Annotated in this window: 32 protein-coding genes; 15 read left to right on the top strand and 17 right to left on the bottom strand. The window is 64.3% G+C overall.

Translation table 11 applies throughout. From position 1 onward, the window contains the following. Positions 1-14 precede the first annotated feature (14 nt). From CH291_RS06475 to CH291_RS06450, 6 genes are all read right to left on the bottom strand, one after another. On the bottom strand, positions 15-215 hold the full coding sequence (locus CH291_RS06475; protein WP_068055050.1) for a hypothetical protein: 201 nt from the start codon (positions 213-215) through the stop codon (positions 15-17). Then, positions 212-1699 (bottom strand): bifunctional aminoglycoside phosphotransferase/ATP-binding protein, encoded by a 1488-nt coding sequence (locus CH291_RS06470; RefSeq protein WP_094686946.1) that lies wholly within the window; start codon positions 1697-1699, stop codon positions 212-214. The genes CH291_RS06475 and CH291_RS06470 overlap by 4 nt, the downstream gene beginning before the upstream one ends. A gap of 44 nt (positions 1700-1743) precedes the next feature. After that, positions 1744-2340 carry an Rv1733c family protein gene (locus CH291_RS06465; RefSeq protein ID WP_143545884.1) on the bottom strand — a complete coding sequence of 199 codons (597 nt, stop codon included), beginning with the start codon at positions 2338-2340 and terminating at the stop codon, positions 1744-1746. A gap of 118 nt (positions 2341-2458) precedes the next feature. Continuing rightward, on the bottom strand, positions 2459-3343 hold the full coding sequence (locus CH291_RS06460; protein ID WP_094686944.1) for a universal stress protein: 885 nt from the start codon (positions 3341-3343) through the stop codon (positions 2459-2461). Then, the gene (locus CH291_RS06455; protein WP_094686943.1) at positions 3337-3642 is read right to left on the bottom strand and encodes a three-helix bundle dimerization domain-containing protein; all 306 of its coding nucleotides are present in this window, start codon (positions 3640-3642) and stop codon (positions 3337-3339) included. The genes CH291_RS06460 and CH291_RS06455 overlap by 7 nt, the downstream gene beginning before the upstream one ends. 135 nt (positions 3643-3777) lie before the next feature. Next, the gene (locus CH291_RS06450) at positions 3778-4551 is read right to left on the bottom strand and encodes a sulfite exporter TauE/SafE family protein (RefSeq protein ID WP_068055043.1); all 774 of its coding nucleotides are present in this window, start codon (positions 4549-4551) and stop codon (positions 3778-3780) included. 130 nt (positions 4552-4681) lie between these two features. On the opposite strand from CH291_RS06450, the gene CH291_RS06445 reads away from it, so the two are divergent. The 4 genes from CH291_RS06445 (at position 4682) to CH291_RS06435 (ending at position 7258) form a co-directional block, all read left to right on the top strand. Then, a complete protein-coding gene (locus tag CH291_RS06445) occupies positions 4682-6061 on the top strand; it encodes an MBL fold metallo-hydrolase (protein ID WP_094670351.1) in 1380 nt (459 codons plus the stop codon). A 29-nt stretch (positions 6062-6090) separates the two neighbouring features. Next, complete coding sequence (locus tag CH291_RS26695; protein WP_179276452.1) at positions 6091-6264, top strand: hypothetical protein; 174 nt, start codon at positions 6091-6093, stop codon at positions 6262-6264. A gap of 65 nt (positions 6265-6329) precedes the next feature. Beyond that, positions 6330-6761 carry a hypothetical protein gene (locus CH291_RS06440; RefSeq protein WP_143536621.1) on the top strand — a complete coding sequence of 144 codons (432 nt, stop codon included), beginning with the start codon at positions 6330-6332 and terminating at the stop codon, positions 6759-6761. After that, positions 6758-7258, top strand: coding sequence for a flavodoxin domain-containing protein (locus tag CH291_RS06435; RefSeq protein ID WP_094686942.1), 501 nt, complete (start codon positions 6758-6760; stop codon positions 7256-7258). The genes CH291_RS06440 and CH291_RS06435 overlap by 4 nt, the downstream gene beginning before the upstream one ends. On the opposite strand, the gene CH291_RS06430 is transcribed toward CH291_RS06435, so the two are convergent. Further along, on the bottom strand, positions 7233-7685 hold the full coding sequence (locus tag CH291_RS06430; protein ID WP_094686941.1) for a DUF1003 domain-containing protein: 453 nt from the start codon (positions 7683-7685) through the stop codon (positions 7233-7235). The two genes, CH291_RS06435 and CH291_RS06430, sit on opposite strands and share 26 nt — an antisense overlap. A 256-nt stretch (positions 7686-7941) precedes the next feature. Here CH291_RS06430 and adhP point away from each other — a divergent pair, with 256 nt between their 5' ends. From adhP to CH291_RS06415, 3 genes are all read left to right on the top strand, one after another. After that, complete coding sequence (adhP, locus tag CH291_RS06425; protein WP_094687137.1) at positions 7942-8952, top strand: alcohol dehydrogenase AdhP; 1011 nt, start codon at positions 7942-7944, stop codon at positions 8950-8952. Positions 8953-9067: 115 nt separating this feature from the next. Then, the gene (locus tag CH291_RS06420) at positions 9068-9832 is read left to right on the top strand and encodes a GAF and ANTAR domain-containing protein (protein ID WP_068055038.1); all 765 of its coding nucleotides are present in this window, start codon (positions 9068-9070) and stop codon (positions 9830-9832) included. A 150-nt stretch (positions 9833-9982) separates the two neighbouring features. Continuing rightward, on the top strand, positions 9983-10570 hold the full coding sequence (locus CH291_RS06415; protein WP_068055037.1) for a hypothetical protein: 588 nt from the start codon (positions 9983-9985) through the stop codon (positions 10568-10570). Between the two features lie 22 nt (positions 10571-10592). Here the strand turns inward: CH291_RS06415 and CH291_RS06410 are convergent, their stop codons facing one another. The 3 genes from CH291_RS06410 to CH291_RS06400 are packed head-to-tail and all read right to left on the bottom strand — an operon-like array spanning position 10593 to position 12026. Then, positions 10593-11018 carry a VOC family protein gene (locus CH291_RS06410; RefSeq protein ID WP_256980748.1) on the bottom strand — a complete coding sequence of 142 codons (426 nt, stop codon included), beginning with the start codon at positions 11016-11018 and terminating at the stop codon, positions 10593-10595. A 10-nt stretch (positions 11019-11028) separates the two neighbouring features. Further along, positions 11029-11472 (bottom strand): universal stress protein, encoded by a 444-nt coding sequence (locus tag CH291_RS06405; RefSeq protein ID WP_068055036.1) that lies wholly within the window; start codon positions 11470-11472, stop codon positions 11029-11031. Continuing rightward, complete coding sequence (locus CH291_RS06400) at positions 11469-12026, bottom strand: flavodoxin domain-containing protein (protein ID WP_094686940.1); 558 nt, start codon at positions 12024-12026, stop codon at positions 11469-11471. Before CH291_RS06400 ends, CH291_RS06405 begins: the two co-directional genes overlap by 4 nt. 520 nt (positions 12027-12546) lie before the next feature. Between CH291_RS06400 and CH291_RS06390 the strand changes: the two genes are divergently transcribed. Together CH291_RS06390 and CH291_RS06385 are read left to right on the top strand one after the other, a co-directional pair. Continuing rightward, a complete protein-coding gene (locus tag CH291_RS06390) occupies positions 12547-13038 on the top strand; it encodes a DUF5994 family protein (protein ID WP_143545883.1) in 492 nt (163 codons plus the stop codon). Continuing rightward, complete coding sequence (locus tag CH291_RS06385; RefSeq protein WP_094686938.1) at positions 13035-13931, top strand: alpha/beta fold hydrolase; 897 nt, start codon at positions 13035-13037, stop codon at positions 13929-13931. Before CH291_RS06390 ends, CH291_RS06385 begins: the two co-directional genes overlap by 4 nt. Here CH291_RS06385 and CH291_RS06380 read toward each other — a convergent pair. From CH291_RS06380 to CH291_RS06360, 5 genes are all read right to left on the bottom strand, one after another. Further along, positions 13928-14566 carry an SRPBCC family protein gene (locus tag CH291_RS06380; protein WP_094686937.1) on the bottom strand — a complete coding sequence of 213 codons (639 nt, stop codon included), beginning with the start codon at positions 14564-14566 and terminating at the stop codon, positions 13928-13930. The two genes, CH291_RS06385 and CH291_RS06380, sit on opposite strands and share 4 nt — an antisense overlap. A 31-nt stretch (positions 14567-14597) precedes the next feature. Beyond that, positions 14598-15437, bottom strand: coding sequence for an ABC transporter permease subunit (locus tag CH291_RS06375; protein ID WP_094686936.1), 840 nt, complete (start codon positions 15435-15437; stop codon positions 14598-14600). Continuing rightward, positions 15434-16381, bottom strand: coding sequence for an ATP-binding cassette domain-containing protein (locus CH291_RS06370; RefSeq protein ID WP_094686935.1), 948 nt, complete (start codon positions 16379-16381; stop codon positions 15434-15436). The genes CH291_RS06375 and CH291_RS06370 overlap by 4 nt, the downstream gene beginning before the upstream one ends. Positions 16382-16432: 51 nt before the next feature. Next, entirely contained in the window at positions 16433-16717 is a 285-nt protein-coding gene (locus CH291_RS06365) for a DUF4342 domain-containing protein (protein WP_094640774.1), read from the bottom strand. Between the two features lie 83 nt (positions 16718-16800). Next, complete coding sequence (locus tag CH291_RS06360; RefSeq protein WP_179276451.1) at positions 16801-17730, bottom strand: universal stress protein; 930 nt, start codon at positions 17728-17730, stop codon at positions 16801-16803. A 196-nt stretch (positions 17731-17926) separates the two neighbouring features. Between CH291_RS06360 and CH291_RS06355 the strand changes: the two genes are divergently transcribed. From CH291_RS06355 to CH291_RS06340, 4 genes are all read left to right on the top strand, one after another. Continuing rightward, a complete protein-coding gene (locus CH291_RS06355; RefSeq protein ID WP_068055658.1) occupies positions 17927-18595 on the top strand; it encodes a response regulator in 669 nt (222 codons plus the stop codon). Further along, positions 18588-20294: a sensor histidine kinase gene (locus tag CH291_RS06350; protein ID WP_094670272.1), complete on the top strand. Its 1707-nt coding sequence runs from the start codon at positions 18588-18590 to the stop codon at positions 20292-20294. The genes CH291_RS06355 and CH291_RS06350 overlap by 8 nt, the downstream gene beginning before the upstream one ends. A 120-nt stretch (positions 20295-20414) precedes the next feature. After that, positions 20415-21257: a universal stress protein gene (locus CH291_RS06345; RefSeq protein ID WP_094686933.1), complete on the top strand. Its 843-nt coding sequence runs from the start codon at positions 20415-20417 to the stop codon at positions 21255-21257. Then, positions 21254-22138: a universal stress protein gene (locus tag CH291_RS06340; protein WP_068055643.1), complete on the top strand. Its 885-nt coding sequence runs from the start codon at positions 21254-21256 to the stop codon at positions 22136-22138. The genes CH291_RS06345 and CH291_RS06340 overlap by 4 nt, the downstream gene beginning before the upstream one ends. 17 nt (positions 22139-22155) lie before the next feature. On the opposite strand, the gene CH291_RS06335 is transcribed toward CH291_RS06340, so the two are convergent. After that, positions 22156-24546, bottom strand: coding sequence for a phosphoketolase family protein (locus CH291_RS06335; RefSeq protein ID WP_094686932.1), 2391 nt, complete (start codon positions 24544-24546; stop codon positions 22156-22158). After that, entirely contained in the window at positions 24543-25421 is an 879-nt protein-coding gene (locus CH291_RS06330) for a universal stress protein (protein ID WP_094687135.1), read from the bottom strand. The genes CH291_RS06335 and CH291_RS06330 overlap by 4 nt, the downstream gene beginning before the upstream one ends. 151 nt (positions 25422-25572) lie before the next feature. Between CH291_RS06330 and CH291_RS06325 the strand changes: the two genes are divergently transcribed. Both CH291_RS06325 and CH291_RS06320 read left to right on the top strand, forming a co-directional pair. Next, a complete protein-coding gene (locus CH291_RS06325) occupies positions 25573-25968 on the top strand; it encodes a DUF6153 family protein (RefSeq protein ID WP_094686931.1) in 396 nt (131 codons plus the stop codon). Positions 25969-26044: 76 nt separating this feature from the next. Continuing rightward, positions 26045-26671: a DUF305 domain-containing protein gene (locus CH291_RS06320; protein WP_094686930.1), complete on the top strand. Its 627-nt coding sequence runs from the start codon at positions 26045-26047 to the stop codon at positions 26669-26671. Positions 26672-26711: the final 40 nt, after the last annotated feature.

Raw genomic sequence — 26711 nt, 5'->3', positions numbered from 1 at the left:
CGCCCGCGCCGGTGTCAGGCAGAGTTCAGCGTCGGGCGTCGACTCGACGGCAGCGCCGACGCAACGAGATCACGAGGGTGCAGCGCCCCCTGCTCGGTCATCATCACCCGCATCCGATACTCGACCACACGCAATTGCGCAGCCAACGGGCTACGCATCAACGCGAACTCGTAGTCCGTACCGGCGGAACGGAATTCGGTGTCGAGATCGGTCATGTCATCGTCTCCTCGGATGCAGGGAACACAGCGGCAAGCGAGTCGGCAATCGTCCCGGAGGTGTCGATCACGGTTGCACTGGGCCAGGGGCGTCGGGCACCGGCCATGGCGTCGTACACGGCCTGCGACGCGTCCGAAGCGCCGCGTGGACGGGTCGTAATACGTTCGAGCGCAATGTGTTCGGGCGTCCGGCATTCGATCTCGACAAGATCGCTGTGGGTGCCGGCGGCCAGTTCGAGCGCGTGCTCGCGCGACTTCTCGTCGTTCCACGAGGCGTCGATGACGACCGAACGGCCCATCCCAACCTGCTCGCGCGCCCGGTGCATCAATTCGGCATAGGTGGATGCTGTCTTCTCAGAGGTGTACAGCCCGCATCCGACTGCCGACGGATGCGGAGACCGTGGATCGAGCCCCGCGCTCTCCTTGCGCACCACATCGCTCGACAACACCACCGCCCCGGTACGTTCCGCGAGTGCGGCCGCCACCGTGCTCTTGCCGGTGCCGGGCAGGCCTCCCACCAACGTGATGGTGATCGAGGACGCCAGGTGGTCCAGCGCGAGTCGCATGTGGGCGAGCGCGTCGGTCTGCGAGGCCGCATGACCCTGATGAAAGCGAAGGCAGGCGACCTTGGCGCGAACCGTTGCGCGGTAGGCGATGTAGTGATCGATCAGAGAGCAGGGAGGATCGTCCTCGGTCGCCTCGAGGTACGACGCCACCAAGCGTCGAGCTGCGTCGGGGCGTCCCTGGAATTCGAGATCCATTGCCAAGCAGGCGACGTCGTCGATTCCGTCGAGGAAGCGAAGTCGGTCGTCGAAATCGAGACAGTCCAGTATTCGTGGGCCGTCCGGTAGGCAGAAGATGTCGTCCGAGAGAAGGTCCCCGTGTCCGTCGACTATGCGGCCTCGCGAGATCCGGTGATCGAACAGGGCCGCACGGCCGGCGACGTAGCGAAGAGATAGATACTCGAGTTCGTCGACGAGTGCGGTGTCGAGGACGCCGACCGCAAGTGTGCGCAGCTCACGAATGTTGTTGCGCCATCGCTCGTCCAGAGCGCTCTGTCGTCCCTCGTCGTCGATGCGGGTACTTCGGGGACTGTTCCGATGGGCGACCGCGACAGTCTGTGCGACGAGGTCGACGACGGTGCCGATATCGTCGCCTGCCGCGGCGCGGGTGGACAACCGGGTGGAATCGGGGAGGCGTCGCATCTTCAACAGTGGTTCGGCGGGCCCGCCGCCAGGATCGGTGAGCTCGGCGATACCGATATATACATCGGGCGCGAATCGGGAATTCAGTAGGAACTCTCGGTCGCATGCGGTCCATCGGGAATCGACGGTACGGAAGTCGAGGAAGTCCGTCTCGATCGGCTTCTTCATCTTGTAGGCGACATCACCGAGTAGAAACACATAAGCGCTGTGCGTTTCGTGGACCTCTGCGGTGCCGACGACCGCCGGGCCTGTTCGGTCGCAATCAACTACTGCAGGCATGAAACATCCTTCGATGGATTTGGGGGAGAACAAGATCGACGGCACTACCGCGAAGGATGGTCGCGGTCCTGTAGAAAGTGTTGCCAGTCCCTGTCCCACTGCCGCATTCGTGAACGTTCGCCGGCCCTGGCGGTGAGATACACCAGACCACCGACGACGACTGCACCGAGGAACCACACGAACACGGCCGTGGCAGTTCCGTTGACGACGGCACCGGCGGCGGTCTCGGGAGCGCGTACGCGGTTTCCGTCCGCATCGCGCCAGATCGGAGTCGTCTCACCGATCTGCACAGCGGACGGCACCTGGGCCGATCCCGACCGGATGGAGCCGTCCGGCGCGCTCCACTGCACAGTCGCGGTACCGCTGGCGGGCACGGCACCGTCCGTCTCGGACCGCTCGGTCCTGACGGAGTCGATCACTCGGGCATCGACTCGAACGTATTCTGCGCGTTGCTGTTGCGCGCGCAACGACAGGTCGCTGTACGTCACCGAACCGATCGTCGCTGCCACGGGAACCAGCAGGAGAAGTACCGCGATCCCGACGGCGAAAGCCGCTCGTTCGATCCTGTCCGGCAGCCGCATCAGTGGATTGGAGATCCACGGACTGTGTCGCCACCACCGGTGCGCGAGTTCCGAGAACATGACCGTCACCTACTCCCACCCGAAGTGCATTCGTTTCCTACGAGTCTCCGGCGTCGGGCAGTGGATCCGTAAGGGCACAAGGTCCCGATGAGCCGGGGGCTGTCGGCAGTTCGAGGACTCAACGCACCACGAGAATCGGGCAGCCCGACGCATGCACCAGCGACTGGCCGACCGATCCGGTGAACGGACCCGTCCATGGCCCTGGCTCGCGGCTGCCGACCACGAGGAGGTTTGCGGTGGCCGATGCGAGTCGAAGCTCGTGCTCCGCGGACGCGTCGAGCAGATGCAGGTGCACGTCGACTGTGGGATGCATGGACTTGGCAGCGTCGAGGCGTCCGCCCAGCCATTCGAGTGCTCGGATCTGTTCCAGCTCGGCATCGTTCGCGACAGGCCGACGGTGGGGCGATCCGACGTGCAGCGCGGTGAGTGGGACCTCGAGTGCATCGGCGAACCAGAAGGCCGCCTCGATCGCTCGGGTGCAGGAGTCGGAGTGATCGACGCCGACGACAACCGGAGAGGTCGGCGTGAGATCCGCGTGCTGGGGACGCCACACCAGGACCGGGCACGACGATTCTTCGACGATGCGAGTTGCGTTGCGGCCGAACAGCACATCTCGGATCGGGCCCGATTCACGACCTCCGATGACGATCAGATCAGCAGTGTGCGACAGCGCGCCGAGAACGGAGGCGATGGGATCGTCCGTCAGAATCGAATCGATTGCGATGCGGGGGTCGAGACCGAAGAGTTCACGGCGAGCCGATCGGAGAAGGCGTCGACCGTGCAGTCGCTCCAACGACCGGGCCGATTCGCGAGAGGTGAGTGCGTGCACGAGCCGAATGCGCGCGCCGGTGACAGAGGCAAGGCCCGCGGCCCAGGACAGGGCGTCGCGGGACTTCGATGTGCCGTCGAGCGCGACGACGATGTCACCCCAGTTGGTCTTCGCCCAGAAGCCGGGAGCGACCGGGTTGTCCGTGGGTCGGTGTCGCGGCTCTGCGTTCACCATGACCGGCCTGCCATGGGCGGCAGGGCGCGGCGTATCTCCGCCGAGACGGTCTTCAGATCGTCGTCGATTGCTCGTTCCGCTTGCAGGCGCTCGAGTTCGACACGGGCACGATTGGACGTCAGTGGGAACAGGTGGCCGTGGACGCGCGCGGTGGCGTACAGGCGGCCGTAGGTGGTGCGGACTGCGTCGTCGACGACTGAGCGCGTCAGATCGGGGAACCTCGCGGCGAGCATCGCGGCAATCGATGTCAATTCGTCGTGCAGCAGTCGGGTGGTCGGTGGTGCGTCGGTGATGGTCATGAAGATCGGCTACCTCGCGCTCGTGGAGATGGAGTGCTCCTCCCCTGAGCGTTCCCGGCGCGGCCCGTGCGATGTAGGGCCTTTCGTCGGCTGGCCGGTTATCGAAGGGCCCTCATGGGTCCGGACGAGGCCGAATCAGCTCAGAAAGACCGCGTCGACGACGACGTATCCGGCCACGGCGAACACGAGGTAGGCGAACAAACGTTGTAGCCGCGCGGTATCGACTCGACTTCCGAAGTGCGCGGCCACGAGGGAGCCGACGATCGCGGTGCCTGCGAAGGCGAGGGTGATCGACCAGTCGATGGTCGTACCACTCAGGTGTGAGAACAGACCTGCGACGGAGTTCGCGACGATGATGACCAGCGAGGTTCCGACAGCGACCGACATCTCTATGCCGAGCATCAGCACCAGTACCGGAATGATCAGGAAGCCGCCTCCGACGCCGAACAGCCCGGTCATGAATCCGACGGCAAGACCGGCCGGAATCGAACGTGGCGCGCAGCGTCTCCAGTTGATACCCGATGTCGATGTCTTGCAGGCTGTTCCGATATCTCCCCGCTCGGCGAGCATCCGCGCTCCTGCGGCAACCATCACGGCGGCGAAGCCGAGCAGCAGAACCCTGTCCGGAAGCAACCGGCCGAGTGCACTGCCGGCGAACGTCGCTGGAATGCCGGTCGCAGCGAACACGGCCGCCAGCCGCCATTCGACTCGGTGGGCTCGCAGCTTCGGTATCACTCCCACCGCGGAGGCGGTACCGACGACGATCAGCGAGACGGGGATCGCTTCCTCCACGCCGAGGCCGAGGGCGAACACCAACACCGGGACCGCAAGAATCGATCCGCCTCCACCGAGTAGGCCGAGCAGAATTCCGATCACCGCACCGAATCCGAGCGCCAGCGCCAACGTCATCGTGTGTTCACTCCCATGGTTGCTGTTCTCTTCATACCCCAAGGGGGTACTTGACATACCCTAGGGGGTATTGCACACTGTGTCTACCGCCCCGCGAAATTCGCCCGGAGACAGCCAGATGGAGGAAATCATGATTCTCGAGCAGTACTACCTCGAATGCCTTTCCCACGCTTCGTATCTGATCGGCGACGAGAGCACCGGACGCGCGATCGTCGTCGATCCTCGTCGCGACATTGCCGAGTACCTGGACGATGCGGCGAAGTACGGCCTCACGATCGAGGGCGTCGTCAACACCCACTTTCACGCAGACTTCGTCTCGGGTCACCTCGAATTGGTCGACGCGACCGGCGCGTGGATCGGCTTCGGTGAATCGGCCGAGACCGACTACCCCATTCGAAGACTGCGCAACGGGGAACGTCTGTCCCTCGGCGAGGTCGAACTCGAGATCTTGTCCACTCCGGGTCACACCTGGGAGTCGATCTCGGTCTTGGTTCGCGAGCATCCCGGGGCCACCCCGACCGCCGTGCTCACCGGAGACTCCCTGTTCATCGGCGATGTCGGGCGACCCGATCTCGTCAATCTCGGGGACGGGTCCACCACCGACCTTGCCAGAGCGATGTATCGGACGGTGCACAACACACTACTGACGCTGCCCGACGAGGTCGTCGTCATGCCCGCCCACGGAGCCGGCTCGTCCTGTGGCAAGAACCTGTCCACCGAGTTGACCTCCACCATCGGCGAGCAGCGGGCGACCAATCCGTCGGTGCAGCCGATGACCGAGGATGCTTTCGTTGCGCTGGTCACCGACGGTCAACCGGCGGCGCCGTCGTACTTCTCCGCCGACGCCGCGATGAACAAGCAGGTGCACCCACTGCTGTCACCGAGCCGCACAATTCCTGCGCTGACGCCGGAGGAGGTGCGAGGCGAGCTTTCTGCCGGCACCCGAGTGCTCGACGCGCGGAGTGTGGACGACTTCGCTGCCGGCCATCTTCGGGGATCGGTCAACGTGGGTTTCGACGGTCGCTTCGCCGAGACCGGCGGCATGGTCGCGGAGATCGGCGGACGGATCGTTCTCATCGCGTACCCGGGGGACGAGCAGGAAGCCGCGCTGCGGTTGGCCAGAGTCGGCTCGGACAACGCGATCGGCTACCTGGTGGTGGACCGAGACGGAACCTTTCCCTCGGAGCTGACCGAACTGGTCGAGACCGCTCCGCGCACCACGGTGGAGCAACTCGATGCCATGCTCGCAGCGGACGAAGTGACACTGGTGGACATCCGCAATCCGGGTGAACGTGACCTCGGCACGATCCCGGGAGCGACACCGATACCCCTGGCGCAGCTGCGAACTCGACTCGAACACGTTCCGACGGGTAAGCCGATCGTGGTGCACTGTGCAGGCGGCTGGCGTTCGAGTGTGGCCGCCTCCTTGCTCCGTGCACAGGGATTCGAGGACGTCTCGGATCTGCTGGGTGGTTACAACGCCTGGGCCGACGCCCACGTTCCGGCCTGACATTTCACCGAATCGCAGAGGAGAGAATCATGTGTTATCCCGTCACCTGCAACACCTGCAACAAGACCGGCTGGGGTGGTTGCGGCAACCATGTCGACGACGTCATGGCCACGGTGTCCGTGGCCGACCGCTGCACCTGCGGTGAGGCAACAGCGTCACCCGTCTCGGAGCGTCCGAGCATGCGGTCGTTGTTCGGTCGCTGAATCACCCTGGGCAGCAGGGACCTTGTGCCCTAGTTCATGCGGTGCGCTGCGGACAAGCTGGACCGATGATATCGACAACGCGGGTGGCCACCGAACGCACTCGACGCTGGCCGTGGCTCGGCGCAGTCTGCGGAGGTGCATCGATCAACGCGTTCGGTGCCGCGATCGGATTGGTCTCGGGGGCAATCGATCCGAGTCCTTACGTGCAGGGGACGTTGCCTGTCACGCTCACAGCGCTCTCACTGGTGTTGGTCGTCGGCATACCGATGGGGCTTGCTGCGGCGTCTGCCTTCGCAGGCGGCGGACGGTCGGGCCCGATGGCTCACATCGCCGGCGTGCTCCTCGTGGCCTGGATTGTGGTTCTAGCGGCCGTGACCGGTGAGACGAGTTGGCTGCTGGGATCGTTCGGTGTGCTGGGTCTCGTCATTGCTCTGCGCGGTTGGCGGATGACGGTTGCCGCGGGAAAGTCCGCGTATCTGTTGTCGGACGACGTATGAGGTTGCTGATCTGCACCTCGGGTCGGCATGGCGCGACCCACAGTCTGGGCCAGGAAATGGGTCGAGTCTTCGAGCACGAGGGCGTCGACGTCGACATCCAAGCCCCGGAATCCGTGACCCGCGTGGACGGTTACGACGCGGTGATCATCGGCAGCGCCGTCTACTCCGATCGCTGGGTTCCGGCCGCGAAGGCTCTGGTCGACAGGGTGTCCAGGTCCGACCATCCACCCGTCTGGCTGTTCTCCTGTGGACCGCTGCACTCGAGCGATCGGCCGGTCAACGTCATTTCCGACGCGGCACACGCGGTGTCGGTGTTGCATGCCATCGCTCACCGAACGTTTCCCGGAAGGCTTGATCCCGAGAAACTTTCGGTGGGGGAGCGTCAGATCTTCGACAACTCCGGTGCAGTCGCCGGAGACTTCCGCGACTGGGTGCTCGTGTGCAACTGGGCCCGAGAGATACTCGCCTGTCTCACGGCTGGGACACCGGGCTCGTGACCTTCTGAGATCTGCCTGTACCGAGACGCTGAGCGGGCGGGCAGACGTGCTCGTGTATCTCGGCTGCCAACTGCGCCACCGATTCGGTCAAGACCGTATTGGCCTCGATCATGTCCTGGAGTAGCGCGGTGTTCGAAAGGGTATGTACGGCAACCTCACTGCTCACCGAGTCCGCACGTTTTGCCGAGATCAGCAGAATCGCTCCCTGTAGTCCCGCGATCATCGACAGGAACAGGTTGAGCAGGATGAAGGGGTAAGGGTCGAATCCGTCGCTCTGGTTGTAGGCGGCCCACAGCGCCATGGTGCCCAGGAACAGGAACACGAACGGCCAGGAGCCCATTCCGTTTCGGACGTAATCCGCCGCTCGCTCACCGGTGGTCAGTGCGTCACCGGTTCGGACCCCGGGGTGTCGTCGCCACAGGTTCATTGCTCGCAGGTGTTCGATCGGGAGTGTGCAGCAGTATCCATGCTGCCGAGTGTGGCCGAGGTCGGCGACCAGTGCCAGGGACGAAAGCCCCTGCTCCTCGGGCCTTTCTGCTCCCGACCTGTCGGTTCGGGATACGTCCCGAACCTGCGGTGACTTCCGGCCCTACATGCCGAGTGTCGCAGCGCCGACCATCGACGGTGTGCATTGCTCGATGGTCGAGAACGGCATTGGTTTCGATAGTTGGAGGAAGTCCACGATGAAAGCTGCTGTTGTCACCGAGTTCGGCGGACCCCTGGTCGTCAAGGACATCCCGATTCCGGAACCGGCACCCGAGCAGGTGCTGGTGAAGATGGAGACGTGCGGGGTCTGTCACACCGATATCCATGCTGCGCAGGGGGATTGGTCGGCCAAGCCGACCCTGCCGTTCGTTCCCGGGCACGAAGGCGTCGGAGTGATCGAAGCGGTCGGATCCCAGGTGTCGAAGGATCGAATCGGCGAGCGGGTCGCGATCGCGTGGCTCGGTTCGGCGTGCGGCGAATGCGATCATTGCGTATCGGGCTGGGAGACGCTGTGCGAGAAGCAGCAGAACAGTGGCTACTCGATCGACGGGGCATACGCCGAATACGCTGTGGCCCATGCGAAATATGTCGTCCGCGTTCCCGACGGCATCTCCTCGTTCGATGCCGCTCCGCTGACCTGCGCCGGCGTCACCACGTACAAGGCGGTCAAGGTAGGTGGCGTCACCCCGGCACAGCGTGTGGCCATCTTCGGCGTCGGCGGACTCGGTCACATGGCAGTGCAGTACGCCAAGATCGCCGGAGGATTCGTCACCGCCGTGGACATCGAGGACGAGAAGCTCGAACTCGCTCGTGAACTCGGCGCAGACCACACCGTCAACTCGGCGACGACCGATCCGGTGGAGGCCATCCAGGAACTCGGCGGAGCCGACGTCGCCATCGTGCTGGCCGTCATCCCCAGCGTGTTCGATCAGGCATTCCGGTCCCTGCGCCGCGGCGGTCGGCTGGTGTGCGTGTCCATGCCCGCGCACGGTGTGTTCCCGGTTCCGATCTTCGAGACGGTCGTCGGCGGAATCTCCGTCCTCGGTTCGATCGTCGGCACCCGAAAGGATCTGCGTGAGGTGTTCGCTTTGCACGAGGCCGGGCGGACCACGGTATCTGCCGTCTCGCGCAAACTCGACGAAGTGAACGAGTGCTTCGACGACCTCATGGGTGGCCGCGTCACCGCTCGTCAGGTGTTCGAGTTCTGAGCGCGCACGGCCCCGATCTCGGGTCGATGTTCCCGTAATGTCCGAAACGCCGTAGGGTTCGGAAGGGCAGACACGTGCTCGATCAGCATGTGTGCTCACTACGAATCGAGCAGCGATGCACGCGGAGAACCCCGCCCCGGAGCAACCCGTCACCGACGAGTTCGACGACGATTTCGCCGCCGCCCTTGCCGGGCTCGGCCGGTTGGCGATGAGCACGATGTCGCTACCGGAAACCCTCTCGCACGTTGCGGAATTCGCGGTGCGGGCCATCCCGGGTGCCGATGGAGCCGGGTTGACGTTGTTGCATCCCAACCTTCCCGCGACGATCGTGGCCAGCGAGGATTTCGTCCGTGTGGTCGACGACATCCAGTACGGACTGGGCCAGGGTCCGTGCATCACCGCAGCGAAGGAGGGCATCACCGTTCGGTCGGGTTCGCTCGACGCCGATCCGCAGTGGCCCGAGTTCGGACCTCAGGTGGGCCGGCTGGGTGTGCACAGCGTGTTGTCGCTGCCGTTGATCACCAAGTCGGTGGTACTCGGCGCGATGAATGTCTACGCGCACAAGCCGAATGCCTTCGACGATCGAGCGGCCGAACTGGGCGAGTTGTTCGCCGTGCCCGCGGCGATTTCGGCTCAGAATGCCCGTGCGTTGGACAGTGCAGTGCAGCTGACCGAGCAACTGGAAAAGGCATTGGGCAGTAGAGCCGTGATCGATCAGGCCATCGGCATACTGATCAGTAGAACCGGATGCAGTGATGCCGAGGGGTATGACAAGCTTCGCGACATCAGTCAGACCGAGCACAAGAAGATCGCTGTGGTGGCCCATTCCATGGTCGCCGAGGCGATGAAGGTGGCACGCGCGCGTCGCCGACGCACATAGACCGGACAAAAGCGCGTAGCGTCGACTATGCGGGTGCACTCGAGGCATGGACTCCGACTTTGGCCTCGCGCCTGCACCGGACGATGGAGATCCATCGTGGCAGGATTCACGGAAGAATCGAACAGGCGGTCGGGCCGCACGGGATTCTCGATGAAATTGCAGCCTCGTCTGCTCGCCGATCTGGCGCGATTGACCACAGCACTCGACAGCTCCACCGTCGACCTCGCACAACTGGTGGACCGACTGTCCGCGGATATCGACGCGGCCGTATCGGCCGTGGTCTCGATAACCCTCACCGTGATCGTCGACGGTGAGTACTTCGAGGTGTCGGCATCGACCGGGAACAGTGCCGACCACGAGCCGGCATCATCGCTCAGGCTCACCCTCACCGACCCGCTCAGCATCGGGACCGAGAAGTATCTGCTCATTCTGTCCGGCACCGCAGGCGCTCTCGTGGACTTCGCCGCCGATGTGAGTTTCACCCTCGGACTCGGCGGCGACTCCGCAGTTCTCGATCGACACCTGCGCGGTGCGGGCGAAGAGCGGTCCGCCTACGCGCTCGCTTCGGTGAGCGAAGTGAATCAGGCGATCGGAGTGCTCATCGCCGGCGGGCGCAGCGCGGCGGAAGGCCGTGCCGAACTGCACCGATTGGCAGCGCAATCCGGGACGCCCACAGCCGAAGTGGCTCGAAGAACCCTGCGTGACGCACGCGGATGGTTTCCGCCGCAGGGTTCCTGACCCACAGTGTCACCGCCGGGATTCAGCGGAAACGATGCTCGATGACGCTGCGAGGCAACTGCAATGGGCTCGGGTAGGCCACGAGAACCCTGTTGCCGTCCGGATCGCACCCGTCGACGAAACTGACTCCGTCGGCTGTGTGGGCGTACGTGGACGGGTAGTGCTTGCGGAGCCGAGCCCCGATCTCGTTGAGTGACTCGGCGCGTTGAGCCGACCACATGATCTCGCTGACTCCCAGAGCTGTCACCGGTCGCGGCAAGGACATTGGGTCGGCGTGCAGATAGATCTGAAAGCCGTTTCGCGCCAGCAACAGTGCGGCGTCCGCTTCTCGGAGGGAGACGGTGAACTCGAACACCGAGCAGTAGAAATCGATGGACCGCTCGAGTTCCCGAACCCTGATCAGCGCCGATGCCACGGCCACCGTCGCAATGTGCGACGGTGTGGGCACGGCGGCCCCGCTAGTGATGGTCCCTCGAATGAACCACCAGCACTGGGCAATGTGCATGCTCCGCGCACTGCGAGCTGACGGATCCGAGGAGCAGTCCGACGAATCCGCCGTGCCCTCGGCTGCCGACAACGAGAATCTCGGCGTCATGGCTGGCCTCCAGCAGGACTTTTGCTGCAGAACCCTGTCTCACAACCTGTTTCAGGCCTACGGGCAGATCGGTGCCGAACGCAGCAGCGGTAGCCTCGGCGAGAATCGTCTCGGCGTTCTTCGCGGGCTCGACTTCGACGACGTAACCGGTGTCCATGTACGGCTGGTACTGCCAGACTGTGACTGCCTCCAACGTGGTCGACAAGGCGGTGGCCAACTGCTGCGCACGTTGCAGGGCGAGGATCGACGAAGGTGATCCGTCGACTCCCACCACGATGGGGCGGCCGGTCGGCTCGGTGTCGGTCATGAGGATGGGCCTTTCTCGGGTGATGAACTTTTGTCAACGGCGGAGGTGGAGGGTGAAAGCCGCTTTGTGAGGACACCGATGATGTCTCCGGCCCACTCGTCGACCTCGGCGCGTGATCTGTCGTCTCCGTCGCCGGCGTTGATCATTCGGACCACCGCGCGCTCGAACAACGACAATGTCGATCGATCGAGCTTGCCGCCGAACACCTTGTGTTCGATTGCCCAGGACGCCTCGCTCCACTTCGACTTCGCAGTGGGCGGTGTCCCGCTACCTATGGGCCCGCTGGAGAACAGCCACACCGGCCTGGTCTCGAGTTCGGATTGCTCACGGGCGACGAGCGACCGGGCATCACCGAGCCAGCGGCCCATGTAGACGCCGCTTCCGAGTACGACGGCGTCGTACTCGGCGATGCTGTCCACCTCGGCTGCATCGCGGACGTCGACCGTGGCCGCGGTGGCGGTGTCGGACAGTCTCGCGGTCAGCGCCGAGCCCAACCACTGTCCGAGCTCGCGGGTGGAACCGTGACGGCTTGCCGTTGCGATCAGGATGCGCATGATGCCTTCTGCTTTCTTTCTCGAGGTACGGCGTTCGGTCAGCAATGGAGTTGTGCTGTCAAGAGATCCACGGATGTGCGGTATTGCGCCAAGTCGATATCGCCACGTGCGTACCGCGCGGCGAACAACTCCTCCAACGTGTCGGGACCGGTAACGGCGCGCGCTCTTGCCCAGGCGGGAGTGCGAACCCCGGACCGCAGCACTGCGAGCAAACAGAGTGCTGCGACAGCGAAAGCGAATGTGAGGGAGAGTGTCATGCCGGTCGGTCCTGTCGGTGGTTGCTCGTGAGGATCACTGACGACGACTCTGCCGCGCGGGAGCGCCTGGAAACAGGGACTTAGGACCCTCAGCGGTCGCCGAAGGTGTTCGCGGTGAGCGGCCGAATGGATCTGCACCACCGGGGGTTCCGTCGTCCGTCGCCGGTCCCTGGCGATTGGGTACTTCGTACCCTTCCGGGCCGGGTCGACGCATCGCTAGCGTGCAAGTGGACAGCGGAACACCCCACAGAGAAGAGCCTGTCATGAGGAACAATGCATCCCATTACGATCGGGTCGGTCGCTCCTTGCCGTCCGACAGTGATCGGCGTCTGACCCTGACTCCACCGAACGAGAATGACTGGGAAACAGGTGAAGTCGACGGTGCGTGGCTGTCGTACAGTGACGACCTCGACTACGAAGCACCCGATCTCGTCGCTGCCCTGTCGCGGCGGCTCGGTCCGATCGATCGAGTGCTCTATCGCCTCGACGAGTGGCAGAAGGCACCCCGGCGCGTCACCGTAGGCGCACGGAGAATTCACCTGGACGGCTACCGGTTTCAGCCACACCACACACTCGGTGTTCGCACTCGCGACGGCGACAGTGTGACGCTGCTCGTGGTACCGCCGTTGATGAGTGGGCTTGCGGCGCAGGTACTGCTACACGGTGCCGGTCAGCGCGGAAACACAGAGACGGTGCAACAGTTGCTCGGATTGACGTTGACCGACGCATCCGGCAGCAGCATCGAAGACAAATGACAGTTCTGGTCCCGACCGAGGACGGCCGCAGCCTCGAAGTACTCGATACAGGGCCGGTCGACGCGCTTCCACTCGTCTATCACCACGGCACCCCGCAGGGTGCAGTACCGTTCCAGACCCTCGAACGGGCAGCTGCTGCACAGGGATTGCGGGTCGTCTCCTACTCGAGGCCGGGGTACGGAGCATCCTCCCCACGTCCGGACGGTGCGACCACCGCTACGGTGGCGGATGACGCCGCCGACACGGAGGCAGTGCTCGACCACCTCGGCATCGGCGAATTTCTCACGATCGGCTGGTCAGGTGGGGGACCGCGTGCATTGGCCTGTGCAGCACTGCTGCCCGGTCGGTGCCTCGCTGCCGCCTGCTGCGTCGGGATCGCTCCGGCCGCCGACTACGACGGCGACATTCGCGACGGAATGGCCGAGGAGAACATCGACGAGTACACGGCCGTGTTCGCCGGCGTCGAAGCCTTGGAGTCGTTTCTCGATATCCGAAAAGGGTTCTTCGGTGTCACCCCGGACCAGGTAGCGGCAGGATTGGGAGCGTTGGCTCCACCGGTCGACCGCGCCGCGCTGACCGAGGGACTCACCGAGTACCTCGCCGCATCGGTCAACGCGGCCGGACGTCAAGGCATCGTGGGCTGGCGTGACGACGACCTGACCCACACGCGCCCATGGGGATTCGACCTGAGCGAGATCAGCACACCGGTGTCGATATGGCAGGGCAGTCTTGACACGATGGTTCCGTTCGCCCACGCTCGTTGGTTGGCGGCGAACGTCGCAGGAGCGCAGGCCCATCTGATCGAAGGAGAGGGACACATCTCCCTGATGAGCCGGGTCAACGACATTCTGGACGATCTCCGCCGACTGGGCGGGGTGTTCTCGAAAGGTTAGGCGTGTTGGGCCGTCGCAGCATTTGCTGCGATGGTGCGCAGCATCTTTCTGCTCATGACGAATCCGATGGGCTCGACGAAGTAGCGCCCGAAGACCAAGCGACTCTTCAATGTTGCAGCGTGCGAATACCGTCCCCGCTCGATCAGTCGAGTTCTTCCACCGGGCAGGGCGCGCAAATGAAACGACCAGAGTGCCCGGTCGGCCGAGTCGGGGTCTGCACCGAGCAGCACGAAGGCGGTTCCGTCGTCGACCAGCGTCACTGTCAGAGATGGTGATTGGGGATGCAGAATCACGTCGTCGCCGACCTCGAGAGTCTGGAATCGAGGGTCGATTCCCGTCGCCGACGTGATGTTGCAACCGACCATGTTCTCCAGTCCGCGGTAGCTGTAGAAGCCTGCCCGCTGCTGGCCGAGTTGAATCAACCAAGGCCACACGAGATCCGGTGTCGTGTCGATATCGATCGCATGGGTGTACGTCCACGCCGGGTGTGGCACGCTCTCGTCACCAGGCAGTGCTTCGTCTACCTCGGCCGGCGTCGCGCCCCACGTCGTGCGCCACTTGCGCAGAGGAATCGAGGCCAGGACATGGAACGCGATGAGGCTTGCGCCACCGGCAGACGCGGTCAGTTCGTTCATGGTGATTTGTCCCCCTGTTGTGAGATCGATGTCAGGCATCGCGTCGGCGAAGGAGATATGCCGCGAGGGCGAGCAGCAGGACCGTCCACAGTGCTGCGACTCCGAAACCCTGCCAGGGAGTGAGCAAGTCGGAGGGAGCTTGCCGGGGTGAGGCGATCAGACTGCCGGCCTGCGAGGGCAGGTACGCCTGGATGTGCCGTCCGACGGTGCCGGGGATCAGTTGGGTGAGCGGTGCCAGTACGAGAACGAACCCGATCATGCCCGTGATGGCTCCCGCGGTGTGTCGGACGATGGCACCGACGGCGACCGCCATGGCGCCGAGCAGCGAAAGGTACAGGCCGGCACCGATCACCGCTCGCAGCACGCCGGGATCGCTCAGCGACACAGATGCTTTGGAGTCCATGATGGCCGAACCGAGGAAGAATGTGGGGAATGCCGTGATCTCCCCGATGACGAACACGACGGCCATGAACACACCGGTTTTGGCCGCCAACATCGGTATTCGTGAGGGCACCGCCAGCAGACTGGCCCTGATCGTGCCGCTCGAGTATTCGCTCGTGACCACCAGAACACCGAGGACACACACCGCCAACTGGCCGAGTTGGAACCCTGCCCCCAGGATCTGGCGTGCCGGGTCGGAGACGATCTGAAGCTGGGAAACCGGATCGACGTTGTCCCAGTACGCGACCGTGAACCAGGTGAAGAAGCCGGTGAAGCCGATGGTGAGGATCACCAATGTGGCCAGCGACCAGATCGTCGATCGCAGTGAGATCAGCTTCGTCCACTCCGAAGTCGCCAGTCCGACAACATCGTCGCGATGGTGTTCTCGCTCGGGGGGCTTGGTTGCGGTGCGCGGTGCGGTGATACTCATGATGTCGCCTGTCCGCGAGAGTGAGCGACGAGCGGACGGTCGTGTTCGACGTCGTCGAGGTGGGTGAGGGTCATGAACGCTTCTTCCAGCGATGCCTCCTGCGGGGTCAGCTGATAGATCGCGATGTTCTGCTGTTGGGCGAGCTCCCCGACCTGGTGTGCGGAGAGATCACGAACGGTGAGTCCGTCGTGACCGAGGGCATCGCTCGAACCTCCGGCCGCGTCGACCACCGTTGCGAGCCGCGCAGAATCGGAGGACGAGACCAGCACCGACGCTCGACTGCTGCGAGCTATCAACTCCGCGGGCGTGCATTCGGCGATCAGCTTGCCGTGATCGATGACCACGAGATGGTCTGCGGTCTGCGCCATCTCGCCCATCAGATGGCTGGAGACGAAGACGGTTCGTCCCTCTCCCGCCAGGTTCTTCATGAGGTTGCGCATCCAGTAGATGCCGTCCGGGTCCAACCCGTTGATCGGCTCGTCCAGAATGAGCACCGCCGGGTCGCCCAGCAGGGCTGCAGCGATTCCGAGTCGCTTCCGCATGCCGAGCGAGAACGATCCGGTACGTTCGCCGCTGACGTCGCGAAGCCCGACCAGCTCCAGAACATAGATGATCCGAGACGTTGAAATACGTTGCGTACGAGCCAGATACAGCAGGTGGTTGTAGGCCGATCGCCCTGGGTGGACGGCCTCGGAGTCCAGCAGGGTTCCCACGGTGAGCAGCGGCTTGTTCAACTGGGCGTACTCGACGCCGCCGATCAGTGCAGTGCCGGCGTCGGGACGATCCAAGCCGACGATCAACCGCATCGTGGTGGACTTACCCGACCCGTTCGGGCCGAGAAATCCTGTGACAGTGCCGGGTTCGACAACGAACGACAAGTCGTCGATGACGAGCTTGTCGCCGTAGCTCTTGCTCAGCGCGCGTACTTCGATCGGATAAGGCATGGTGTTCGTTCCCCTGTGGCGGCGAGTCGTTCGGAGTGAGCAGACGTGCGCTCAGGCGGCGGGACGGTGTTCGTCGACGCGGTGGACCTCGATGGTGCAGTCGTCCAGCACTGCGGCGATCGCAGCGACCGCGACGAGGACGGGTGCGACGATCGCGACCGCTACACCTGCAGTCACCGGTATCTCGATGATGGTGTGCCCCTGATCGTTCTTCACCACGATTCGCCGAATGTTGCCGTCGTGCAGCAACTTCTTGACCGTTTCGGTCAACTTCTCACCGCGAACCCGGAGAGTGTCGGTGGTCGGGGTGGATGGGGTGCTGTCGGATTCGCTCATGGCTACAGCCTGCTGCCGCAGGCTTCGCTCGCGTAGGGCATTTGTACCCTCGTTCGTGGGCGAACGACAGTCCGCGCGCGTTATCACTCGGGATCTGCCGCTGCCGTTGCGGTGATCCGCGCGAGGCGGCGGCCGGGCGACGGAACGACTGTGACCGGGCAGTGCGCACGCGCCAGCACCGACCGGCTGGTGGACCCGAGCATCATCTCTCCGTAGCCGCCGCGCCCGTGACTGCCGATCACCAGAAGTTGAGCGCCCTGTGCATGATCGAGTAGAGCCTGCACCGGCCGGTCCTTGACCACCACGGTGCGCACCGCCACCGTGGGATGACGACGTGTGTGCGGCTCGAGCATCCGGGTCAGTTGATCCGCCGCTGCGGGCCGATTGGCCGGCCATTCCAATCCTCGAATCGGAAGTCCGACCGTCAGATCCGCGTCGGACCAGCTGTGCACTGCCGTGAGCGGAGCCGACCGCACGGAGGCCTCCTCGAATGCCAGCGCCACCGCCGCCGCGCTCGCTCTCGTTCCGTCCACCCCGACGACCACCGGATGCGTCGTGTCCAGGCCGTCGCCCGACCAACCACGCACCACCGTGACCGGGCATCGAGCATGGGTGGTGACGGCGAAACCGATCGACCCGAGTGATCGTTGCTCGGCCCCGCCGAGACCGCGGGTGGCGATGACGACCATGCGGGCGGTGGTCGAGAGGTCGAGCAACGTGGCAACGGCGGGGTTCTCGGACGAGACGGTGTCGATGCCGATCGGACCGGCCGTCGCGCTCACGCGGGACGCCAGCGCCCTGGCCTCGTCCAGAATCGTTCTGATTTCCGATCTCGATTGTTCGACAGCGGGTTCGGGGAGTATCCCAACCCCCGTCAGCGCCTTCGGAAGTGACATCGCCGAGACGAGAACCAGATCGGAGCTGTGGAGGTGTGCGTCGAGAACTGCCCAGCGCACTGCATCCAACGCTGCAGCTGATCCGTCGACTCCGACGACGGTCGGTAGTGAACCCATCGTGCGACCTCCTCGGTCGTGGTGTCGGAACATCCATCAGACGCCTCGCACAGCCTCGGGCGCGGCAGGACAACAACACCGACACGAAGGACTTTGGTCCATTGATTCGGTGACGAAAGGTCGGGCCGGCCGTACCTGCGACCCGTAGGCTCGGAAGTCGAGGCGCCCAGTGTGGACGCAGGTGAGGGGTGTCGCTGTGGTCACGGTGTTCTTGGTGGACGATCACGAGATCGTGCGGCGTGGTCTGATCGACCTGATCGACTCCGATCCGGACCTCGAGGTCATCGGTGAGGCGGGCAGTTGCGCTCAGGCGCTGGCCCGAATCCCGGCCCTACAGCCGGACGTTGCCGTGCTCGACGTGCGCCTGCCCGACGGCAACGGCATCGAACTGTGCCGCGAACTCCTCGATCGCCTGCCGCTCCTCAAGACCATGATGCTGACCTCGTTCACCGAGGATCAGGCCATGCTCGACGCCATCCTCGCGGGCGCGAGCGGCTACGTCGTCAAGGACATCACCGGCATGGAGCTCACCCGCGCGATCAAGGACGTCGGGTCCGGTCGGTCGCTGCTGGACAATCGAGCAGCGGCGGCGCTGATGGACAAACTGCGAGCCGGAACGGCGACCCCAGGACCTATCGACCACCTCACCAGCCAGGAGCGCACGCTGCTGGATCTGTTGGGAGAAGGCCTCACCAACCGGCAGATCGCAGCCAGGATGTTCCTGGCGGAGAAGACGGTGAAGAACTACGTCTCTCGGTTGCTGGCCAAGCTCGGGATGGAGCGGCGTACCCAGGCTGCGGTGTACGCGTCGAAGCTCGCCGATACCGCTCCGTCGGCCGGACAACCGGGGTCGCGGGATGGATGACCACCGCGCGGAGACCACGTCCTCGTTGCCGCAGTTGCGACTCGGTGAACTGTTGGCCGAGGTTCAGGACCGGATAGGCCGAATCGCCGACGCCAGAGTCCAGGCCGACGGGCTGCTCGACGCCATGCTCGTCATCACCTCCGGCCTCGATCTGGAAGTGACACTGCGCTCGATCGTGGAATCGGCCGTCGACCTCGTCGATGCTCGGTACGGCGCACTCGGCGTCCGCGGCGACGGTCACGGGTTGAGTGCGTTCATCAATCACGGCATGGACGAGGACACACGAGTGGCCATCGGCCCGCTCCCCACCGGGCGCGGGGTGCTCGGACTGTTGATCGACCAGCCGAAAGTGCTGCGCCTCGAGGATCTCTCGGCGCACCCGGAGTCGGTGGGATTTCCGCCGAACCACCCGCCGATGAAAACTTTTCTCGGCGTCCCGATTCGGGTTCGTGACGAGATATTCGGCAACCTCTATCTCACCGAGAAGAAGGACGGCAAGCAGTTCACCGAGGACGACGAGGTCGTCACGAAGGCGCTGGCGTCCGCGGCCGGCATCGCCATCGAGAACTCGCGACTGTACGAGGACTCACGGGTACGCCAGGCCTGGATGGAAGCAACTCGGGACATCGGCACCGAGCTGCTCGCCGGGACGGACATCGACGAAGTGCTGCAGATGGTGGCGCGGAAAGCATTGCACCTGACCGGTTCCGATGCGGCGTTCATCGCGGTTCCCGAGGACGGTGACCAGCCGTTCGAGGATGTCACCGAACTGGTCGTCACGGTCAGCGAGGGGCTCGGATCCGATCGCATGATCGGAGCAGTCATTCCGATCGAGGGTTCGAGCTCGGGATCGGCATTTCGACGTCGAACACCGTTGCGCAAGGAACGACTCGAGTACGGTGCCAAGGAATTGGGCTCGGCTTTCGGGCCCGCACTGATTTCACCCTTCCGCGTCGCCGAGGGCGTGAGCGGCGTCCTGGTGGTGCTCCGCACAGAGGGGCGGGGGCCGTTCGACGATTCCCAACTCGAGCTGGTCTCGAACTTCGCCAATCAAGCTGCATTGGTGATGCAGATCGCCAATTCCAGCCGCCGGATGCACGAACTCGAGGTGTTGTCGGACCGGGACCGAATAGCCCGCGACCTGCACGATCACGTGATTCAGCGAATCTTCGCCGCCGGATTGGCTTTACAGAGCACTCTGCAGCGCACCGAGTCCGAGGAAATTCGGGTGCGACTGTCCAGGACGATCGACGACCTGCAGGACACGGTGCAGGACATCCGGACGACGATCTTCGACTTGCAGAGCACGTCCCACTCGGCCACGCGATTGCGTCAACGCATCAATGCGGCGGTACTCGAACTCACCGAGAACGTCGATATCCGTGCCGTCGTGCGGATGTTCGGGCCTCTGTCGGTTGTGGACACCAAGCTCGCCGATCATGCCGTTGCCGTCGTTCGTGAGACGGTCAGCAACGTCGTCCATCACGCGCAGGGCGACACTGTGACCGTAACCTTGTCGGTGGGCGACGAGTTGCAGATCGTCGTGTCCGACAACGGGATCGGGATGCCAGAGGACACCACCGCCAGCGGACTGTCCAACCTCGGTGCCCGTGCTGTCGAATGCGGTGGGTCGATGAACATCGGTCCCGGCTCCTCCGGACGCGGCACCGATGTGACCTGGTCGGTACCGCTGCCCTGACGGGTGCAGTCGTTCGTCACCTGTTTCGGTGACCTCCGGCCGCTGCGTCGGGTGGGTGTGCGCTCGTAGCGTTCTCGGTGAAGGTGCAGAACCTATCGTCGCACCACCGAGAGGAACCCGATGAACAGTGCACACACCGCCGGACCCGTCGTGGTCGGTATCGACGGATCGGAGACCGCGCTCGATGCGGTCCGATTCGCCGTGCAGGAGGCACGTGGGCGGGGGACGTCGCTTCGTTTGATCCACGTGATCGCCGGCCACGACGAGCCCGAAACCGTCTACGGCGCTCCGGATGTCGACGGCGACTATGCCCGCGCGGCATTGAGTCGCGCAGCGCATGTGGCCGCATCGATCGATCCGGCGATTGCCGTGGAATCGGTCGTTGCACACGGGCGGCCCGAATCGGTGATGTCGACCGAAGCGGGATCTGCGTCTCTGCTCGTACTGGGGACCACGACCGGCAGTGCAGTGACCGCCTGGGTACTCGGATCGATGGTCGGAGCCGTGGTCGAAGCATCGCCCAACCCCGTGGCGATCGTCCGGCACTTCGACGCCGAACGCCGCGGACCGGTCGTCGCGGCGCTGGGTGATGCCGACATTTCACAAGCCGATGTTGTTGTCGCTCAGGCGTTTCACGAGGCATCGATCAGGTCGGCCAGCGTGTTGGCGGTGCACACCCAGGCCGTCTCCTCCATTCTCGCGTCCGCCCTCAGTGGACCCGGTGACGGGCTACACCCCGAATCGGCAATGGACGTTCGGCTCGAACCCTTCGGCGCGGACTACCCAGACGTTCGCGTGGCGTCGGTGTACGCCGAGGCCGACTCGGGATCGGAACTCGTGGCGGTCTCCGAGACGGCCCAGCTGATGGTGGTCGGCCACGAGCGAGACAGAGTGCCGGGACGAACACTGACCGCCGTACTGCGGCATGCCCATTGCCCCGTCCTCGTCGTCCCGCACGCATGAGTACCTCGAGGCAGTCTCCGATCGTCGTCGGTGTCGACGGCTCCGGCTCGTCGCTCGACGCAGTCGGGTGGGCCGCTCATGCGGCCGAGTTGCGTGGGGTACCGGTGAAGCTGGTGTCCGCCTATCAAGTCAAGGTCCTGTACACCAGCTTCGTCGCGCTGCCGTCTCACATCGGCTCCGAGGAGCACAAAGCCGCCGAGTCGGTCCTGGCCTGGGCTTCGCTGGTTGCGCGACGGTCGGTGAAGGACCCCGACGGTCTCGAGATCATGAGCGAATCGATTGTGGGCCCGACGATTCAGGCCATGCTGGAGCAGTCCTCCAGTGCCTCGATGATGGTGGTGGGCTCGCGCGGCAACGGCGATTATTTCGCTGAACTGCTCGGCTCGGTGAGCACCGCGGTGGCCGTTCAAGCGCACTGCCCGGTGGTCATCGTGCCGAAAAGTGTGGAGCTGCATTCGTCGGGAGGCCCTGTTGTCCTCGGCGTCGACGGGTCGCCGCACAACCAGAACGCCGTTCGGTTGGCATTCGACGAAGCCTCGCTCCGAGGAACGGAATTGGTTGCAGTGCATGTGTCCACGGACGAACCGATCTCCTCGCCCGACGCGTCCGCGACCGACAGATCCGATGCGATCGTGTCGAACGGCCGAACCGTGTTGGCGGAGAGCCTGTCCGGCTGGAGCGAACAGTATCCGGACGTCGTGGTCCAGCAGAAAGTGCTGCGCGGCAACGTGGTCGAGAAGATCCTCGAGGTGTCACCGCGCGCCCAGGCCGTGGTCGTCGGTTCGAGCGGACGCAACGGTTTCAGCGACAGACTTCTCGGATCCACGGTTCGTTCACTGGCCCACCGCGTCGACTGCCCGTTGATCATCGCCCGCGGGTAGCTCGACGGGTCCGGCAGTCACGACCACCGCCACTGCCGGATCTCGGGGAGGTCCTCGAAATGCTCTCGGATGTAGGCGTCGTGTCGTGCCAGTTGGTCCTGGCAGTGTTGCCGTAGTGCCTCGGCACCGGTCGGCGTGGTTGTTGTCCGGTCGAGTGCCGCGAGGGCGAGATGGTAGCGACTGATCTTGTTGAGCACCACCATGTCGAACGGTGTTGTCGTGGTGCCCTGCTCGATGAATCCGCGCACGTGGAACCGCTGGGCGTCCGGTCGGCCGTGCACCAGTTGGTGCACCGCACGGGGATAACCGTGGAACGCGAAGACCACATCGACCGAGGTGGTGAACAGGTCCGCGAACTGCTCGTCGGAGAATCCGTGGGGATGATCGCCGACGGGGAGCAGCGCCATCAGATCGATGACGTTGACCACCCGAACCCTGAGCTCGGGAGTCCACGTCCGCAACAACTCTGCGGCAGCGAGGGTTTCCTCGGTCGGGACGTCGCCTGCACACGCCAGAACGATCTCGGGATCTTCCTCGGCGTCGACCGATTCGGTGCCGGCCCAGTCCCAGCGGGACGCACCTGCCGCTGCATGCGCCCGCGCCTCGGGAAGCGTCAGATACTGCGGGTGACTCTGCTTGTCCACCACCAGAACGTTGACGTGACCTCGACTGCGGAAACAATGATCGGCAACCGCGAGCAGCGTATTGGAATCCGGTGGCAGCCACACGCGCACCACATATGATGCCAGAGGAATGACCGCGTCGATCAGTCCGGGGCCCTGATGGCTGAATCCGTTGTGGTCGTTGCGCCAACACGTGCTGGTGAGCAGCACGTTGAGCGAGGCGACGGGTGCCCGCCACGCGAGTGTTGCCGCGTGCTGAAGCCACTTGGTGTGCTGGATCAGCATCGACACGCTCACCATGGCGAAGGCCTCGTAGCTGGCGAACAGGCCGTGTCGACCCGACAGCAGATACGCCTCCAGCCAGCCCTCGCACAGATGCTCGCTGAGCACCTCCATCACGCGACCGTCGGGACCGAGATCGTCGTCGAACTCGGTGGTCGGCAACTGCCAGCATCGATCGGTCACCTCGAACACCGCCTGCAGCCGGTTGCTCGCGGTCTCGTCGGGACAGAACAGGCGAAAGTTGCCGCCGCCGTGGGGTTGTGCGTTGTCGAGGTAGATATCACGCATCATCTCCCCGAGCACGGTGGTCGTCTCGTGCGACGTGCGCCCCGGGGACTCCACGGTGAGCGCATAGTTCTCCAGATCGCGAATGACCAAGGGCTGCAGAAGTAGTCCTCCGTTCGCATACGGCGTGGCACCGAGACGTTCGGTGCCCGACGGAGCGAGCTCGCGAATCGAGTCGACGGGAGCGCCGTCGTCGTCGAACAGCGATCGGGGGTCGTAGGAGAGCAGCCACTTCTCGAGCTGCGCCAGATGCGACGGGTTCTCGCGGACTTCCGACAGCGGTACCTGGTGCGCCCAGTGGGTGCCCTCGATGAGCTTGCCGTCCACCTCGTGCGGCCCGGTCCAGCCCTTGGGGGTGCGCAGAACGATGGCGGGCCACTCGATGTCGTGCTGTGGTTCTCCGTTGCGGGCGGCGTGCTGGATTGTCTCGATCGCGTCGTGAGCTCGCGTGAGGGCTGCGTGGAGCGCAGGGAACACCTCTCGTGGGTCGTCGCCTTCGACGAAGAGGGGTGCCCACCCCTGGCCGCTCAGATAGTCGGCTACCGATTGATCGGTGCTGCGTCCGAGAACCGTCGGTCCGGAAATCTTGCCGTCGTTCAGATGCAGGATGGGCAAGACGGCGCCGTCGCGAATCGGATTCAGAAAGGCCGGGATCTTCCACGAACCGGACAGGGGACCGGTTTCGGCCTCACCGTCCCCGACGACACAGGCAACGATCAGATCAGGATTGTCGAACGCGGCACCGGCGGCGTGGACGAGGGCGTAACCCAGCTCGCCGCCCTCGTGAATGCTGCCCGGAGTCTGGACGCTGACATGGCTCGGAATGCCGCCGGGAGTGGAGAACTGACGGCACAGCCGTCGAACGCCCTCGTTGTCGAGCGAGATGTTCGGGTAGATCTCGCTGTAGGTTCCCTCGAGGTAGGTGTTCGCCACCAACGCCGGACCGCCGTGGCCAGGACCGGTGACGTACAGCCAATCCGAATGGGTTCGACGAATCACCCGATTGAGGAGGGTGTAGATCATCGAGAGTCCGGGACTGGTGCCCCAGTGCCCGAGCAGCCTCGGTTTGATGTGCGCTACCTCCAGAGGACGACGCAGCAATACGTTGTCCTGCAGATAGATCTGCGCCACCGTCAGATAGTTCGCCGCAGCCCAGTAGCGCAGGTCGGCATCCAATTCATCTGAGCTGTAAGAAAACTCGATCGACTCCACGCTCATCGATCGGTGGGAACGACGACGACGGGAACATCCACCGAATGCAACACCGCACGCGAGGTGGAACCGAGAAGCATCGATGCGAATCCACCCCGACCGCGGCTTCCCACGACGATCAACTGCGCTGCCTCCGACGCTCGGACCAGCTCACGAACAGGCCTGTCCTGAACCACCACTCGATGGATGGTGACGTCCGGGTAGTCCTCCGACCAGCCGGCCAGGCTCTCCGCCAACGACGTCTTCTCGGCGAGTTCGGAATCGACCCACGGACCCTCGTCGTCGCGCGTCAACACGCTGCCGAGTTCGAGGTCGCTCCAGGCGTGTACAGCGACGAGGTCGACTCCGCGCAGTGACGCTTCCTTCAGAGCGAATCCGATCGCAGGCTGACTGTTGGCGGTGCAATCCACCCCGACGACAACCGGACCGTCGCTGACGATGTTCGATTTGACTACTGCAACAGGGCATTTGGCATGCGTGACCACTGCGGTACTGACCGACCCGATCAACCCGCCGGTGAACTCGCCCAGACCCCTCGACCCCACGACGATCATGGCGGGAGCGACGTCGAAGTGCGTCAGATTCCGTGCAGCAGAGCCGTGTTCGAGGCGCGTATCGAGAATCAGCGAATTGCCGGCGGCAGTCTTGTGCGCAACATCGACCGCTGCGGTCAGCACACGCTTGGCCTCGACGTCCGGGTCCGAGAATGCACCGATCCGGAGACTGATGGCATCCCCGTAGGTTCCCGGCGCGAACAGAGACGACGTGACCAACTCGAGCGGAGCGTGGCGTCGAACGGCCTCGCGCGTTGCCCAGCGGACCGCGTCGAGCGATGTGGCAGATCCGTCGACTCCGACGACTACCCGACTCGATGCATTCATGACGAATTCCCGTCCATTGACTTGCGTGTGCAGATACCCACCGAGCATGGCTCGGATCGGCTCGCCGCCGACAGAGGCGGAAGTCCTTCGGTGCGAGGCGGAAGTCCCTGCCGGCTACCCCTAGGGGGTATATCTTGCTATCGTCGGCGACATGCATCGAGTGATCCGACGCCGTCGCCAGGGCATTGCCTCGGCGGCCGGATTGCTGATCGCACTGACGATCTTCGGGGTGCTGCTGATGCACTCGGCGACGCCGACCGCGTCGGCGAGCAACGAACACGCTGCCATGGCGTCGGCGATGCACCATGAGGGGCCCGTGCAGGTGGCGGTCGGTGAACACGACTGCCCGGCGGCGCACCAGATGATGCATCCGTGCGCGGGAACCACGGTGTCGTGGGCTGCTCTGTCGGTTCCGTCGACGAGCGTCGACATCGGCTACTCGCTGATATCGGCGGACGGCATCGGTGGGCGCACCGACTCCATCTCGGAGCGTGCTCCGCCGTGGACCCTCTGGGAGCTGGACAGATCGGTGACCTTGCGAGTGTGACAGGGAGCCCGGTGAACGTACGACCACCGGCGGATTCACTCATCCCTGTATTTCGCACTCGTTCAAGGAGTTTCACATGCGTACAACACTCGTCGCTTCGCTGGCTGCTGCCACCGTGAGCGCATTTCTCGTCGCAGGCTGCAGCAGCGACACCTCCGACTCGTCGATGGACGGCCATTCGATGGGCTCGTCGAACTCGTCGTCGGCGTCATCGAGCCAGTCCGACGCGTCGGCAGAATTCAACGATGCGGACGTGATGTTCGCGCAGATGATGTACCCGCATCATGCGCAGGCGGTCGAAATGGCGGCAATGGTCCAGGGCCGCACCGACAATCCGGACGTCGTGGCGTTGGCGTCGGCGATCGAGGCCGCACAGCAACCGGAAATGGACCGAATGACCGCCTGGCTTGCCGAATGGGGTCAGCCCGCGCCCTCGTCCGACATGGGTGAGATGGGCGGAATGGACCACAGCTCGGGCATGGGCATGATGGCCCAGGAGGACATGGACGCGTTGAGTGCGGCCACCGGTGCCGAGTTCGACCGCCAGTGGCTGACGATGATGATCGAGCATCACGAAGGCGCGATCGAGATGGCGAACACCGAGATCGCGGACGGCTCGAACCCCGACGCACAGGAAATGGCTCGCACGATCGTGGCCACGCAGCAGCAGGAAATCGACACCATGCGGGCGCTGCTCGGCTGACCCGGATCGACACCGAGGGCCGCACTCCTGATCAGGGGTG

This window comes from Rhodococcus sp. 14-1411-2a (assembly GCF_002259485.1).
GTDB lineage: Bacteria > Actinomycetota > Actinomycetes > Mycobacteriales > Mycobacteriaceae > Rhodococcoides.
Note: the sequence above shows the minus strand (reverse complement) of the source record. Positions and strands in the feature narration are given on the sequence as shown.